The organism is Arthrobacter sp. Marseille-P9274 (assembly GCF_946892675.1).
In the GTDB taxonomy this organism is placed as follows: domain Bacteria; phylum Actinomycetota; class Actinomycetes; order Actinomycetales; family Micrococcaceae; genus Crystallibacter.
Genome location: NZ_CAMPOV010000001.1, coordinates 1266403 through 1280310, shown reverse-complemented (window position 1 = coordinate 1280310; position 13908 = coordinate 1266403). Strand labels below are relative to the sequence as shown.

Annotated in this window: 13 protein-coding genes, 7 tRNA genes and 2 pseudogenes; 20 read left to right on the top strand and 2 right to left on the bottom strand. The window is 68.7% G+C overall.

The features are described from left to right. The first annotated feature begins 29 nt into the window (after positions 1–29). The 9 genes and pseudogenes from OC550_RS05800 (at position 30) to OC550_RS05760 (ending at position 1528) form a co-directional block, all read left to right on the top strand. Positions 30–103, top strand: a tRNA-Gly gene (locus tag OC550_RS05800). Between the two features lie 54 nt (positions 104–157). Further along, a tRNA-Cys gene (locus OC550_RS05795) sits at positions 158–228 on the top strand. A 33-nt stretch (positions 229–261) separates the two neighbouring features. Beyond that, positions 262–333, top strand: a tRNA-Val gene (locus OC550_RS05790). Between the two features lie 31 nt (positions 334–364). After that, positions 365–441: transfer RNA gene (locus tag OC550_RS05785), tRNA-Gly, on the top strand. A gap of 46 nt (positions 442–487) precedes the next feature. Then, positions 488–559, top strand: a tRNA-Val gene (locus tag OC550_RS05780). A 31-nt stretch (positions 560–590) separates the two neighbouring features. Then, positions 591–667, top strand: a tRNA-Gly gene (locus OC550_RS05775). A 47-nt stretch (positions 668–714) separates the two neighbouring features. After that, positions 715–789 (top strand) — tRNA-Val (locus tag OC550_RS05770). A gap of 158 nt (positions 790–947) precedes the next feature. After that, positions 948–1181 (top strand): annotated as a pseudogene (locus tag OC550_RS05765) (DUF664 domain-containing protein); the annotation flags it as partial. Positions 1182–1279: 98 nt separating this feature from the next. Further along, positions 1280–1528, top strand: coding sequence for an antitoxin (locus OC550_RS05760; RefSeq protein WP_262104325.1), 249 nt, complete (start codon positions 1280–1282; stop codon positions 1526–1528). Positions 1529–1597: 69 nt separating this feature from the next. Here OC550_RS05760 and zapE read toward each other — a convergent pair whose 3' ends face one another. Next, complete coding sequence (zapE, locus tag OC550_RS05755) at positions 1598–2635, bottom strand: cell division protein ZapE (RefSeq protein ID WP_262104324.1); 1038 nt, start codon at positions 2633–2635, stop codon at positions 1598–1600. A 195-nt stretch (positions 2636–2830) separates the two neighbouring features. On the opposite strand from zapE, the gene OC550_RS05750 reads away from it, so the two are divergent. From OC550_RS05750 to ybaK, 3 genes are read left to right on the top strand one after another with little or no spacing between them, the layout of a single operon-like run. Continuing rightward, entirely contained in the window at positions 2831–3736 is a 906-nt protein-coding gene (locus tag OC550_RS05750) for a sulfurtransferase (protein WP_262104323.1), read from the top strand. A gap of 21 nt (positions 3737–3757) precedes the next feature. Beyond that, complete coding sequence (locus OC550_RS05745; protein WP_262104322.1) at positions 3758–4207, top strand: SufE family protein; 450 nt, start codon at positions 3758–3760, stop codon at positions 4205–4207. 15 nt (positions 4208–4222) lie between these two features. Then, on the top strand, positions 4223–4714 hold the full coding sequence (gene ybaK / locus OC550_RS05740; protein ID WP_262104321.1) for a Cys-tRNA(Pro) deacylase: 492 nt from the start codon (positions 4223–4225) through the stop codon (positions 4712–4714). Here ybaK and OC550_RS05735 read toward each other — a convergent pair. Further along, entirely contained in the window at positions 4711–5994 is a 1284-nt protein-coding gene (locus tag OC550_RS05735; RefSeq protein ID WP_262104320.1) for a S9 family peptidase, read from the bottom strand. The genes ybaK and OC550_RS05735 overlap by 4 nt on opposite strands. 125 nt (positions 5995–6119) lie before the next feature. Here OC550_RS05735 and OC550_RS05730 point away from each other — a divergent pair, with 125 nt between their 5' ends. The 8 genes and pseudogenes from OC550_RS05730 to OC550_RS05695 form a co-directional block, all read left to right on the top strand. After that, entirely contained in the window at positions 6120–6608 is a 489-nt protein-coding gene (locus OC550_RS05730; protein WP_262104319.1) for a hypothetical protein, read from the top strand. Between the two features lie 13 nt (positions 6609–6621). Next, the gene (msrB, locus tag OC550_RS05725; RefSeq protein ID WP_262104318.1) at positions 6622–7059 is read left to right on the top strand and encodes a peptide-methionine (R)-S-oxide reductase MsrB; all 438 of its coding nucleotides are present in this window, start codon (positions 6622–6624) and stop codon (positions 7057–7059) included. Positions 7060–7257: 198 nt separating this feature from the next. Continuing rightward, on the top strand, positions 7258–8637 hold the full coding sequence (locus OC550_RS05720) for a DUF6421 family protein (protein ID WP_262104317.1): 1380 nt from the start codon (positions 7258–7260) through the stop codon (positions 8635–8637). Next, the gene (locus tag OC550_RS05715) at positions 8634–9401 is read left to right on the top strand and encodes an SDR family NAD(P)-dependent oxidoreductase (RefSeq protein ID WP_262104316.1); all 768 of its coding nucleotides are present in this window, start codon (positions 8634–8636) and stop codon (positions 9399–9401) included. The genes OC550_RS05720 and OC550_RS05715 overlap by 4 nt, the downstream gene beginning before the upstream one ends. Before the next feature lie 42 nt (positions 9402–9443). Beyond that, complete coding sequence (locus tag OC550_RS05710) at positions 9444–10526, top strand: low specificity L-threonine aldolase (protein WP_262104315.1); 1083 nt, start codon at positions 9444–9446, stop codon at positions 10524–10526. 103 nt (positions 10527–10629) lie between these two features. After that, positions 10630–11226 (top strand): DUF3000 domain-containing protein, encoded by a 597-nt coding sequence (locus OC550_RS05705; protein ID WP_262106267.1) that lies wholly within the window; start codon positions 10630–10632, stop codon positions 11224–11226. A gap of 71 nt (positions 11227–11297) precedes the next feature. Continuing rightward, a complete protein-coding gene (locus OC550_RS05700) occupies positions 11298–12578 on the top strand; it encodes an HRDC domain-containing protein (RefSeq protein WP_262106266.1) in 1281 nt (426 codons plus the stop codon). A gap of 53 nt (positions 12579–12631) precedes the next feature. Further along, positions 12632–13855, top strand: a pseudogene (locus tag OC550_RS05695) (acetyl-CoA C-acyltransferase); the annotation flags it as partial. Positions 13856–13908 lie beyond the last annotated feature (53 nt).

Below are 13908 nucleotides of genomic sequence, written 5' to 3'. Positions count from 1 at the left end.
GACAGCCGGACCGGGCGATATCACGACATGCGGACGTAGCTCAGCTGGCTAGAGCACCACCTTGCCAAGGTGGATGTCGCGGGTTCGAATCCCGTCGTCCGCTCGCAAGTCACTGTTGGTGCCAGCTTTGCTGGCCGGTCCTGAATCTGCAGGCCACGGTGGGGTGGCCGAGAGGCGAGGCAGCGGCCTGCAAAGCCGTATACGCGGGTTCGAATCCCGTCCCCACCTCGTTTGCAGATGGTACTTGCAGCAACCCTTTACGGGCGATTGGCGCAGCGGTAGCGCGCTTCCCTGACACGGAAGAGGTCACTGGTTCGATCCCAGTATCGCCCACGGATGGAGCCCGTTCACGGATCCTCTCCATGCGGACGTAGCTCAGCTGGCTAGAGCACCACCTTGCCAAGGTGGATGTCGCGGGTTCGAATCCCGTCGTCCGCTCCACTCCCCCAATACCGGAGCGTTCAAAGCTGCTCCGGTTTTGGATCCGGGGCGATTGGCGCAGCGGTAGCGCGCTTCCCTGACACGGAAGAGGTCACTGGTTCGATCCCAGTATCGCCCACGGATGGAATCCGATGTCGGATCCTCTCCATGCGGACGTAGCTCAGCTGGCTAGAGCACCACCTTGCCAAGGTGGATGTCGCGGGTTCGAATCCCGTCGTCCGCTCCATACCCCCCGATACCAAGCACGTCTGAGGTGCCCCGGTATCGGCCCCCGGGCGATTGGCGCAGCGGTAGCGCGCTTCCCTGACACGGAAGAGGTCACTGGTTCGATCCCAGTATCGCCCACCACTTTGAACGGCTCCGACGCGGAGCCGGCTTTTGTTTAACCGCCCCTCCTGTTCCGGGACCCGGCCATACGCCGTCGAGGACTGCGGCCGACGAACTGCGGCTGAGGCCCGCCGCGAGCGAGCAGGGAATCCTGCAAAGCTACAGGGAGCCGTACGGAGCGGGTCTGCCCGGCCCTCCGAGCACTCGACGCTTCGGTCCTGATGCCCGATGCCCCCCGGTTCTCCGGTCGGCGCGAGGGCTATAGCCTGCGCTCGATCCTGGCGCATCTGACCGCGGAGACCGCGCGGCACGCCGGCCACGAGGACATCATCAGGGGGTCCATCGACGGCGCCACGGCCTTCCCGCTCATGGCAGCGGCCGAGCAGCGGCCGGCATCGGACTGGATGACATAGTGGACTCCGCCCGAGCGCAGTCGTTGACGCCGTGGATGCCGCGCCTAGGATGGAACCTGAAGGGAACAGACGGTTCCCGCGGGAGAAAGGAGGTGGCTGTGTCTATATTTGACGAGCTCAAGGGCAAGGCCGGAGGGCTGAAGGACAAGGCAGCTGAGCTGGTCGGCAGCAACGCCGACAGCATCAAGGGCGGCATCGGCAAAGTCGGTGACTTCATCGACACCAAGACCGGAGGCAAGTACTCCGGACAGGTCGATGGCCTCCAAGCCAAGGCCTCCGAACTCATCGACAGGGCGCCGGGGAACAACAATCCCGGACGCGCCGGAGGGGCGAACCCTCCGGCCTAATAGCTCTCTGGGAACGGCAAAGGGTGGCGCCGGTCCTGCCGCGAGGCAGCACCGGCGCCTCTTGCGTGCCTAGGAGGATTCCCCGGTCATGCCCTCGCGCGCCAGGGCCGTCAGGCGCGAGACCGCACGGTAATACTTCTTCATGTAGCCCCCGGACATCATCTCCGGGGTGAACAGCTCGTCAAAGGGGGCGCCGCTGGCGATGATGGGAACATCCTTGTCGTAAAGCCGGTCCGCCAGGACCACGAACCGCAGCGCGACCGACTGCTCCGTGATTGTGGCCACGTTGTGCCAGGCCACCGCGTCAATACCGTCGATGAACTGCCGGTAGCGGCTCGGGTGGACGCCCTCCAGATGGCTGACTAGGTCGCTGAACTCGTCGGCGGCGACCACCTGCCCGTCGAAGTCGCTGTACACCCGCCGTTTGAGTTCCTGGTCGCTCAAGGGCGCGGGAGCGGCCGGCAGCCCGCGGTGGCGGTAGTCCTCGCCGTCGATCCTGATGACATCGAACTGGTCCGCCAGGACCTGGATCTCGCGCTGGAAGTCGACCGCGGCGAAGCGGCCCTCTCCCAAGGAACCCGGCAGGGTGTTGGAGGTCGCGGCCAGCCTGACGCCGGCGTCGGCGAGTTCCCGCATAAGCCGCGACATCAGGACGGTGTCGCCCGGATCGTCGAGTTCGAATTCGTCGATGCAGACGAGCTTGTAGCTGCTGAGAGCGTCAACAGTCTTGCGGAAGGACAGGGCGCCGACGAGGTTGGTGTACTCGACGAAGGTGCCGAACGCCTTCGGTCCCTCGACGGCGTGCCACAGGGACGCCAGCAGGTGCGTCTTGCCGACGCCGAAACCGCCGTCGAGGTAGATGCCCGCCCGGCTGGGTGCCTTCTTGGCTCCGAAGAGCCGCTTGAGTCCGGTCGGCGCGCGATGGTCCGTGGATGCGGCGAAGTCCTGCAGCGCTTTGACCGCGGTGGCCTGGGACGGCTGCGACGGGTCGGGGCGGTAGCTGGCGAAGGAGACCTCGCCGAAACGCGGCGACGGATGGAACCCCTTCAGGAGTTCATCGACGGAAGCCTTCGGGGTCCGGCGGGTTAGCTGTTCGATCTGGGGCACGTTGGGCCGACCAATGCCTTCCTGAAATCTGCTCGGCGGTGATTTGCCGCCAGAGAAACGATACGCTACGCCAGCTGTATTGTCGGATTCCTGTCGGATTTGCCGCTTCCCCCGGATAGGGCGGCGGAAGCTTTTGCCGCGGGCTGTGGTTAGGCTAGGCGGGAGCCCAAATCCCCGTTTACCGAAAGGACAGCCGTGCCCGTTGCCGCTGAATCGAACGAGAAGTTTGCCGCCTACGCCGATCCGGAGCGGCTCGTGTCCACCGAATGGCTCGCCGCCAATCTGGACAACGAATCGCTGGTCGTCGTGGAGTCCGACGAGGACATCCTGCTCTACGACACCGGCCATATCCCCGGTGCAGTGAAGATCGACTGGCACACCGACCTCAACGACCCGGTGGCCAGGGACTACGTGGACGGCGCCGGCTTCGCCAAGCTCATGAGCACCAAGGGCATCTCGCGCGATAGCACCGTGGTGATCTACGGCGACAAGAGCAACTGGTGGGCCGCCTACGCCCTCTGGGTCTTCACACTGTTCGGCCACGAGGACGTCCGCCTGCTGGACGGTGGCCGCGACAAGTGGATTGCGGAAGGCCGGGAACTGACCACCGAGGCGCCCCAGCCGGTCTCCACCGATTACCCGGTCATCGAGCGCAACGACGAGCCCATCCGTGCCTACCTGTCCGACGTCCTGGCGCATTTCGGCAAGCCGCTGATCGACGTCCGCTCTCCCGAGGAGTACTCGGGCCTGCGCACAACCATGCCGGCCTACCCGGAGGAAGGCGCCCTGCGCGGCGGCCACATCCCGAGCGCCGCCTCCGTCCCCTGGGCCAGGGCTGCGGCCGAGGACGGGACCTTCAGGAGCCGCGAAGAGCTGGAAGCCATCTATAAGGGCGAGGCCGGCCTCAAGGAAGGGGACGACGTCGTCGCCTACTGCCGGATCGGGGAAAGGTCGAGCCACACCTGGTTTGTCCTCAAGCACCTGCTGGGCTTCGGGAACGTACGCAACTACGACGGCTCCTGGACCGAATGGGGAAATGCCGTACGCGTCCCCATCGTCAGGGGCTCGGAGCCGGGCGAAGCTCCGGCCCCGCGACGCTGACCCGGCGTAGGATAGATGACTGTGACTGAACAACAGATCCCGGCGCCGCTGGCGGAAATCATCGACGACTTCCAGGCCATGGAGGAACCCGACCGGCTGCAGCTTCTGCTGGAATTCTCCCGCTCGCTGCCGGAACTGCCCGAGCACCTCGCCGGGCATCCGGAACTGCTCGAGCAGGTTGTTGAGTGCCAGTCACCGTTGTTCCTGACCCTGGAACTCGGGGACGCTCCGGAGCAGCCCGTGGAGATCTTCTTCTCGGCTCCCCCGGAGGCCCCGACGACCCGGGGCTTTGCTGCCGTCCTGCACGAGGGGCTCAACGGCCTGCCCGCGGACGAAATCCTCGCGGTGCCGGACGACATGCCGGACCAGCTCGGGCTGACCCGCGCGATTACGCCGCTGCGGATGCGCGGCATGGCCGCGATGCTCGCCCGGATCAAGCGGCAGATCACCGACGCGCGCTCCGCAGCCTGAGCGGGCCGCGTCCCAGTGGCCAAGCGCGCTGCCTCGTCCGGGACCCCGGCGACGCTGTTGCTGGATCAAGCGGGCGTCCCCTATACGCTGCACGGCTACGAGCACGATCCGCGCACGGCCAGCTACGGGCAGGAGGCGGCGGAGGCGCTGGGCTTCCCTCCCGCCCGGGTTTTCAAGACGCTGATGGTGAGCACGGGCCCGTCCCTCGCCGTCGCGATTATTCCGGTGGCCACCAGCCTCGACCTCAAGGCCTGCGGTGCCGCCCTGGGTGTGAAGCGGGCCGCTATGGCCGACCCCGCGCTGGCGCAGCGCCGGACGGGATACGTTCTCGGCGGCATCTCGCCGCTCGGCCAGCGGCAGGCTAGCCCCACCGTCCTGGACGGTTCCGCCCTCGGCTTTCCCACCATCCTCGTATCGGCCGGCCGCCGCGGCCTCGACGTCGAGCTGGCCGCCCGGGACCTTCTCCGGCTGACCGGTGCCAGCGTGGCGGACCTGGGAGCGGACTAGGTTTCCGCCGGCCGCTCTCCGCCGATGCGGCCGGTCCGGGCCGGTCCGAGAACCTCGGCCAGCCACTGGGCCACCGTGGACTCCCAGCGTTCCGGGTCGACGTTCCATTCCCTCGTGTGGCCCGCCCCTGAGAACCGCTCGAAGGTCACCAGCCGCGGATTCTGCTCCGCGAGCTCGGCCGAGGGCCCGTACGGCACAAAGTCGTCATCCTGGCTGTGCAGGATCAGCGTGGGCACGCTGAGCTGGTCCGCCCTGTCCACCCAGTTCATCTTGCGCAGGTCCAGCGGCGACGCCAGCCCCGTCAGCAGCCGGCCGGCCTTGTTGGAGATCAGCCACTGCGTGAACCGGCCGATGGCTGCCGGAATCCTGTTCAGCCGCGCCTGGTAGGCCAGCACATCGATCCAGTTGATGACCGGCGCGTCCAGCACCAGGGCACGGATCCGGTTCCGGTGGATGGACTGGTCCGCCGCCTGGAGGCTGATCGCGCCGCCCATGGACCAGCCGAAGAGGACCACGTTGTGGGCACCGTGGTCCAGGGCATAGCCGATCGCGGCTTCCACATCGAGCCATTCGGTGAGGCCGAGCCCGTACCTGCCGTCCGGCGCCGCCGGTGCCTCACCGTCGTTGCGGTAGGACATCAGCAGCGAGGTCATGCCCAGTTCCTTGGCGGTCCGCACGGCGCGGATGCCTTCCTGCCGGGTAGCACCCCGGCCGTGCACCATGATGGCCCAGGTGCGGCTGGTCGCGTCTCCGCGGATCAGCCAGGCCGGTGCGTGGCCGCCGTCGACATCGATCCTGACCTCTTCGTTGGCCAGCCCCGCCGCGGCCGGATCCGGGTAGACCGCGCCGCCCCACCAGCCCCGGCGCGCCGAGCCCAGCTCTCCGCTGTAGACCCGCTCCACCCGGCGCTGCACGGTGCCGTCCTTCGGCGAGTACGACGTGATTCCGCCGATCCTCGCGTGGCCGCGTCCGCCGTCGAAATAGATGCTGTAGATCCCCGGGGAAATGGTGTCCAGGGTGGCCGGCAGGATGATTTCCTGCTCCTCGCCGTTGCCGACGACGGCGAAGATTTCCAGGTTGTGCTCGTGCTCGCGCACGGGTGTCAGCAGTTGCCGCGCGAAATAGGACGCGAGCCCGGAGCTGGCCGCGGCCAGCACCGATCCCGTCCCGGCACCGATCATGGCGCCCAGGCTGATCCAGCGGACCCACGGCAGGGTCCTGGCCGCGGCCTCCCCCGCCGCTGACGCCGTCGGTGACTTCCGGGAAACAAACAGGGCCATGGTTCCATTTTTACCCCACGCACGATCGGGTGCCGCCATCCCCCGCCGAAGGGCATCGTCCCGGCAGGAGGACGGAATGTGCCGCCGTATTGTTGACGGTCGCCGATGCTGGCTACGCTGGGCGCATGACGGAAACGATCGTGGTACTCGCCGAGGAACCGCTCAACGGCGCGGACCTGAGGAATCTTGAACTGCTGGCCTCGGAGGGCACCACGTTCAACGTGCTGATCCCGGAGGACACCAAGCGCAATCTGGTGCTGGACTTCCTGGACAACCTGAGCCTGCTCGACGTCGCCGCCGCCTTCCGGGAGCTGCTCCACGGGCAGCCGTCGGCGGACGAGGCGAAGACAGAGGCCGAAGAGGCCAAACGGCTGTCCATCGAAGCGCTCGCCGCCAGCAGGCTCGCCGGCACGGTGGAGATCGTCGGGGACGACGCGGTGTCCGCCCTCGTGGACCATGTCCGCCAGCACGCCGTGGACCGGGCCGTGGTCATCACCACCCCGCATGCCGTCGAGGACACCTTCCACACCGATTGGGCCAACCGGGCCCAGGACAAGCTGGGGATCCCGGTGCTCCATCTCTACTCCGGATCGGGATACATCGGCGATTCGTAGGCGTTGAAAGGATATGACCAACGTGGACAACACTGAAAAGGCCTTCCCCGTCACCAAGTCCGAGGACGAGTGGCGCCGCGAATTGACGCCGGAGGAATACCACGTGCTGCGCCAGGCCGGCACTGAGCGGCCCTACACCGGCGAATACTGGGACACCCATACCAACGGCGTCTACAAGTGCCGGGCCTGCGGCGCGGAACTGTTCACCAGCAAGGAAAAGTTCGACTCGCACTGCGGCTGGCCGTCCTTCTGGGCGCCGCTGGCGGAGGGCAAGGTCCGTTACCTGCACGATTCGACCCTGGGAATGGAGCGGATCGAGGTCCGCTGCGCCAACTGCAACTCGCACCTGGGCCACGTCTTCGAGGGCGAGGGCTACCAGACACCGACCGACCAGCGCTTCTGCATCAATTCCGTCTCGCTGACGCTGGAGGAAAACACCGCCGCCGGCTAGCGGCGGACCGGAACCCGCGCCCGTCGCCGCCAGAGCGAGCCGCGCTGGGCCTGCCGCCCGGCGCGGCCATCGTGAGCGTGAGAAATGCTAATCAGTCGCCCGCTTTCTGATTAGCTGAGCTTTTTCGTTGCTACGCTCGAGCCATAGTGCAGATCCGTCCGCACGGCCCGGCCGTGCCGCAGAACAGGGGGCTCCATCATGACTCTGGCCATCACGCCGTCCGGCGCCGAACAGCGCAGCAACTCCGGTCTGTCCGAGCATCCGGCCTGGCTCCGGCTCAAGGCGGCTGCCTCCGCGCTGCGCCCGCGCCAGCTGCGCGATGGGTCCATCCCTGATCCTGCCCATCACGCCGAGGCCGGCCGGCAAGTGGACACGATTGTCGCCGCCATCGCCGAGCTCGCGCCGTTCCTGGAGTACGACGGCGACTACCTCCGCCTGCTGCAGCAGGACTTCCGGAGGTGGGCCGGCGAGGGCTTCGGTGTTCCGGATTTCCTGGATTCCCTCATGGCGTTCCAGCCGCAGCAGCAGCGCCGCGACGGCCTGGTCCATCTGGTGGTCTTCCCGATGTACACGCAGAACGGCAGCCCGGACCGGCTGGTCGAGGCCGTGCTGATCGAAGTCATCTGGCCGGATTTCATCGACGACCTCGAGGCCGGGGACTACTCCAACAAGCTCTTCGTCCCGATCCGCTTCCTCGACTTCACGGCCGGCTACGACACGAACTCCGCCGTGCTCTTCCCGGAAACCGTGGCCGTCCGCGAGACCCCTGCCTTCACGTGGGGCGCCATCTTCGCCGACCGCGAGGCCGCCCGGTTCCGCCGCGTTGTCAGCTCCGCCGCCCGGACCACTTCGCTCGAGCTGCCCGAGGAGGCGGCCGCGCTCCTCCAGGACCAGCAGCTCGCCGAGGAAACCTTCGTCATGTGGGACCTCATCCACGACCGCACCCACATGCGCGGCGACCTGCCGTTCGACCCGTTCATGATCAAGCAGCGGATGCCCTACTTCCTCTACTCGCTAGAGGAACTGCGCTGCGACCTGACGGCCTTCCGCGAATCGGTGCGGCTCGAGCACGACGTCCAGGCGTCGCCGGACATCCGTGTCCACGCCCGGCTTGTCCAGTACGCGGTGATCTTCGACCGGATCTTCCGCTTCGCCATCACCGGAAGCCGGGTCCGCAACTACGACGGCCTCGGCGGCCAGCTGCTGTTCGCCTGGCTGCACCAGCACCATGTGCTGCACTGGACCGATTCCAAGCTGAGCATCGACTGGGCGCACGTCGCGGACGCCGTCGTCGCCCTTGGTCAGCTGATCGACGACCTGTACTGGCGATCGATCGACCGCCCGAAGCTGGCGCACTGGCTGGCCGCCTACGAAATGCTGACGGGCACGCTGACGCCGAATCCGGCCTCCGTCTGGGCCAAGGGGCCCGCCGCGCTGCCGCTGACGTCGCCTCTGCGTGAAATTACCGACCAGGTCATGGATGATGAGTTCCCACTGTCCATGTTCTACGAGGCACTGGGGAAGAAGATGAAATCCGTCATTGAATCGACCTCCGGCATCACCGGAGCCGCCGCGTGAGCGGCAACCAGCCGGAGGAACCAGAAGGCGCGGACATCCCGACGGGCCTGCGCGTGGTGGTCGCAGGCGCCTCGGGCGCCTCGGGCAAGGCCGTCACCGCGGCGCTGCGCCGGGCCGGGGCGGGGGTCATCGCCGTGGGCAGCAATGCGGAGCGCCTTCGGCAGGCGTACGGCGACGACGACGGCGTGGCCACGTTCGTCTGCGACCTCGCCGACCGCGTGGCCGTCGAGGGGCTGGCCGCGGATGTCCTGGCCCGCGGCGGCGCCGACGGCCTCATCCATCTGGTCGGCGGCTGGCGCGGCGGCAAAGGCATCACGGGCCAGAGCGACGAGGACTGGGACTTCCTCCACCGCAACCTGGTCACGACCCTGCGCAACACGACCCGCGCCTTCTACCCGCAGCTGGCTTCGTCGAAGTGCGGCCGGGCCGCCATCGTCTCCTCGACGGCCGTGGGCTCCGCCACCGCCGGCGGGGCGAACTACGCGGCGGCCAAGGCGGCGGCCGAGAGCTGGATGCAGTCCCTCGCGGACGGCTTCGAGCGGGAGCGGAAAGCCGCCGAAAAGGACACCGGACGCCCCGCGCCCGCCCGGGCCGCCGCCGTCGTACTGGTGGTCAAGGCGCTGGTGGATGACGGCATGCGCCGCGCGGAACCGGAGAAGGCGTTCGACGGCTTCACCGACGTTGCACAGCTGGCCGAGGCCGTGAAGAATTTGTTCGGCACGCCCGCCGCCGATCTGAACGGACACAGGATTCCGCTCGTGTGAGCGCATCCGCCCCATACCTCTTCCGAGAAGGACATTGCCATCGTGACCGATTCCTCCCTGCTCGCCGCTCCCCTGCACGACACCGCCGCACGGGGCTTCGCCTCGGACAACTATTCGGGGGTGCATCCCGAAATCCTGACGGCGCTGGCCCACGCCAACGGCGGCCACCAGGTTTCGTACGGCGAGGACGACTATACGGCGCGGCTGCAGGAACTCATCCAAACGCATTTCGGCCCGCAGTCGGTCGCGTACCCGGTGTTCAACGGCACCGGCGCGAACGTGCTGAGCCTGCAGTCGATGCTGCCGCGCTGGGGAGCCGTCATCTGCGCGGCCACCGCGCACATTAACGTGGACGAGAACGGCGCCCCCGAACGGGTCGGCGGGATGAAACTGCTGCCCGTGCCCACCAGTGACGGCAAGCTGACGCCCGAGCTGATCGACCGCGAGGCCTGGGGCTGGGGCGACGAGCACCGTGCCCAGCCGCTGGCGGTGTCCCTCACCCAGAGCACGGAGCTCGGGACGCTGTACAGCATCGAGGAGGTCAGGGCGATCGCCGACCACGCCCACGGTCACGGGATGAAGCTGCACATGGACGGGGCGCGGCTGGCCAACGCGGCCGCGGCCCTGGACGTTCCGCTGCGCGAGTTCACGACGGACGCGGGGGTGGACATCGTCTCCCTCGGCGGCACCAAGAACGGCCTGCTCTTCGGCGAATGCGTCGTGGTGCTGAACCCGGAGGCGGCAGCCGGCCTGCCGTACCTGCGCAAGATGAACATGCAGCTGGCCTCGAAGATGCGCTTCATCTCGGCGCAGTTCGTGGCGCTGCTGGAGGACGGCCTGTGGCTACGCTCGGCGGCGCATGCGAACGCGATGGCGGCCCGGCTTCGCGCGGCGGTGGCCGGGATCGACGGCGTCCGGCCCACCCAGGAGACGCAGGCCAATGCCGTGTTCGCCACGCTGCCGGCGGGCGCGGCGGACCGGATCCGCAAGAAGTTCCGGTTCTACGACTGGGACGCCGCCCGCGGCGAGGTCCGCTGGATGTGCTCGTTCGATACATCGGAAGCCGACGTGGATGCGTTCGCCGAGGCCATCCGCGCCGAGGTCCGGGACAGCACAGGAGCATAACGATTCATGGCTCCGGCGCGTCCCGTTCCCGGCTGTCAGTGCCGCGAATTAGCCTGTGGGTGTGAGTGCGATTGGTGATCTGTCCGCGGTACCTGCGGACTTCATGACCGCCCTGGCCGCGTTGCGCCGGGCACAGTGCCGCAGCGAGCTCCGCCTCGAAGAGCTGCCCGCTCCCTCGCGCCTCGCCCCGTTCGCCGTGGCCATTGGCGCCGAAGTCGTCCAGCCCGCGGCTCCCGCCGGCCGGCCGCTGCACGGCCCGGCCCTCGCCGCCGTCGGCAATTCCGGCGAGACGGAACTGGCCACCGGCCGGTTCGTCCTGCTCTACGATGCCGAGGGATCTGAACTCTGGGACGGCACCTTCCGCATCGTGACCTACATCCGTGCCCAGCTCGATGCCGAGATGGGTAATGACTCGCTGCTGGGTTCGGTCGCCTGGACCTGGCTGGTGGAGGCGCTGGACGTCCACCACGCCGGATACCGCAACGCCGGCGGAACGGCGACGCGGATCCTCTCGGAGAGCTTCGGAACCCTCGCGGGCCAGCAGGACGCCATCGACATCGAGCTGCGCGCCTCCTGGACGCCCGACTCGGCCCAGGTCCAGGCCCACCTCGAGGCCTGGTCCGACATGGTCTGCACCTTCGCCGGCCTGCCCCCGCTGCCGGACGGCGTGGCCCCGCTGCCGAATCGCCGCCGCAATTAACTGCGCAGTAGACTGAAAGGACCATGACTTTCTTGACTTCGGACTCTTCCGCCGGACCGTCGCGCCCCGCTATGGGTGCACCACCCGCGGAAGCGGCCCCGGAGCAGGCCCCCGAACTGGTCGAGCTGACCGCGCCCCGAGAGGGCGTGCCCCCCGTCATCACCACCGCCAACGGGCTGGCGCGTGCCGCGGCCGCGCTGGCCGGCGGACGGGGACCGGTGGCCGTGGACGCCGAGCGCGCGTCCGGCTTCCGCTACGGCCAGCGCGCCTTCCTCGTGCAGCTCCGCCGCGAAGGATCGGGCACCTGGCTGATCGACCCCGAGCCCTTCGACGACCTGGTGGTCATCAACGATGCGATCCGCGGCGCCGAGTGGATCCTGCACGCGGCCACCCAGGACCTGCCCTGCCTCTCCGAGCTTGGCATGTGGCCGGACCGGCTCTTCGACACGGAGCTCGCCGCCCGACTGGCCGGGCTCCCGCGCGTCGGCCTGGCCGCCGTCATCGAGAACCTGCTGGGCTTCACGCTGGCCAAGGAGCATTCCGCGGCGGACTGGTCCACCCGCCCGCTGCCCGAACCCTGGCTCCGCTACGCCGCCCTGGACGTCGAGGTGCTGATCGAACTCCGCGAGGCCATGGTCGAGCTGCTCACGCAGCAGGACAAGCTGCGCTTTGCCGAGCAGGAGTTCGAGGCCCTGCGCAAGACGCCGCCGGCCCCGCCGCGCCCGGACCCGTGGCGGAAGACCTCGGGACTCCACCAGATCCGCGACCGGCGGCAGCTGGCTGCGGTCCGGGAGCTGTGGCAGGAACGCGAGCAGCTGGCCGAGAAGCGGGACATCGCCCCCGGCCGCCTCATCCCGGACTCCGCCATCGTGGCCGCGGCCCGGGCGATGCCCACGACCGTGCCGCAGCTGCTGGAGGTCAACGGCTTCCACGGGCGGGCCGCCCAGCGGGAGGCCCCGCGCTGGCTCCGCTGCATCAGCGCCGCCCGCCAGTTGAAGGAGCTGCCCGAACTGCAGCTGCCGACCAACGCTCCCCCGCCGCCCCGGGTCTGGGCGGAAAAGGACCCGGCGGCGGCAGCGCGCCTGCAGACCGCCCGGCCCCGGCTCGCCGCCTTAGCGGAGAAGCTGGACATGCCGGTGGAGAACCTGCTCACCCCGGACTTCCTGCGCCGCGTGGCGTGGCGTCCGCCGGCCGCCGTCACCGAGGAATCCATCGCCGCGGCCCTGCGCGGACTGGGCGCCCGCCCCTGGCAGCTGGAGCTCGCCGTTCCTGTCATCACCAAGGCCTTCCTCGATCCGGACCCGCTGCCGGAGCCGAAGGGCAAGGGGAACCACCGGGGAAGCGCCGCCTAGCATCTCCGACCGCCGGGCCGCCGCTCGTATGAGGCTTGCCGCCTAAGTTACCCATGGGTAACATGAGGGGCGTCACGCTGCCGTCCCGAGGAGCCCCGGTGAATCCTGCCCTGCCTGCCCGCGCCCTGCGCGACGTCGTCTTCGTCGACGGCGTCCGCACCCCGTTCGGCAAGGCGGGTGACAAGGGCATCCACGCCGGCAGCCGGGCCGACGACCTGGTGGTAAAGTGCATCCGCGAACTGCTGCGCCGCAATCCGTCCCTCCCGCCCGAGCGCATCGATGAGGTCGCCGTTGCCGCCACCACCCAAACCGGAGACCAGGGCCTGACCATCGGCCGGAGCGCCGCCCTGCTTGCCGGCCTCCCCCGCTCCGTTCCCGGCTTTGCCGTGGACCGCATGTGCGCCGGGGCCATGACGGCGGTAACAACGACGGCGGGCGGCATCGCCTTTGGTGCCTACGACGTCGTCATCGCCGGCGGCGTGGAGCACATGGGCAACCACCCGATGGGCCAGGGTGCGGAGCCGAATCCGCGCTTCGCCGCCGAGAGGCTCGTTCACCCGGACGCCCTGAACATGGGCAGCACTGCCGAGACCCTCCACGACCGCTCGCCCGGCATCACCAAGGAGCGCGCCGACGCCTACGCGGCGGCCAGCCAGGCCAGGCTGGCGGCGGCCTACGAGGCGGGCGCGATACAGCAGGATCTTGTCCCGGTGGCGGGCCGGAAGCCGGGCGAAGGCTGGGCGCTGCACCGCGCCGACGAGCCTCCGCGTCCCGGCACCACGGTGGCAGACCTGGCCGGGCTGCGCACGCCGTTCCGTCCCCACGGGCGGGTCACCGCGGGCAATGCCGCCGGGCTCACCGACGGCGCCACCGCGGCCGTCCTGGCGTCGGGCGACACAGCGGCCGAGCTGGGCCTGCCGGCCAGGATGCGCCTGGTTTCCTACGCGTTCGCCGGTGTCGATCCAGAGGTCATGGGCATCGGCCCGATCCCTGCGACCGCGAAAGCGCTCAAGCTGGCCGGGCTGGACATAGCGGACATCGGCCTGTTCGAGATCAACGAGGCGTTCGCCGTGCAGGTGCTCTCTTTCCTGGACCACTTCGGACTGGCCGACGACGACCCGCGCGTGAACCGCTACGGCGGGGCGATCGCCGTCGGACATCCGCTGGCTGCATCCGGGGTGCGGCTGATGACGCAGCTAGCCCGGCAGTTCGAGGAGGACCCGGACGTCCGGTACGGGCTGACCACCATGTGCGTCGGCCTGGGTATGGGCGGCACTGTGATCTGGGAGAACCCGCACCGAGTATGCCCGCTCGACCCCGTCCGCCCCCA

Bases quoted from the DNA above. Each gene is read 5' to 3' on its own strand.
- OC550_RS05735 (WP_262104320.1), bottom strand. From the start codon at position 5,994: ATGGCCCTGTTTGTTTCCCGGAAGTCACCGACGGCGTCAGCGGCGGGG.
- OC550_RS05730 (WP_262104319.1), top strand. From the start codon at position 6,120: ATGACGGAAACGATCGTGGTACTCGCCGAGGAACCGCTCAACGGCGCG.
- msrB (WP_262104318.1), top strand. From the start codon at position 6,622: ATGACCAACGTGGACAACACTGAAAAGGCCTTCCCCGTCACCAAGTCC.
- OC550_RS05720 (WP_262104317.1), top strand. From the start codon at position 7,258: ATGACTCTGGCCATCACGCCGTCCGGCGCCGAACAGCGCAGCAACTCC.
- OC550_RS05705 (WP_262106267.1), top strand. From the start codon at position 10,630: ATGACCGCCCTGGCCGCGTTGCGCCGGGCACAGTGCCGCAGCGAGCTC.
- OC550_RS05700 (WP_262106266.1), top strand. From the start codon at position 11,298: ATGGGTGCACCACCCGCGGAAGCGGCCCCGGAGCAGGCCCCCGAACTG.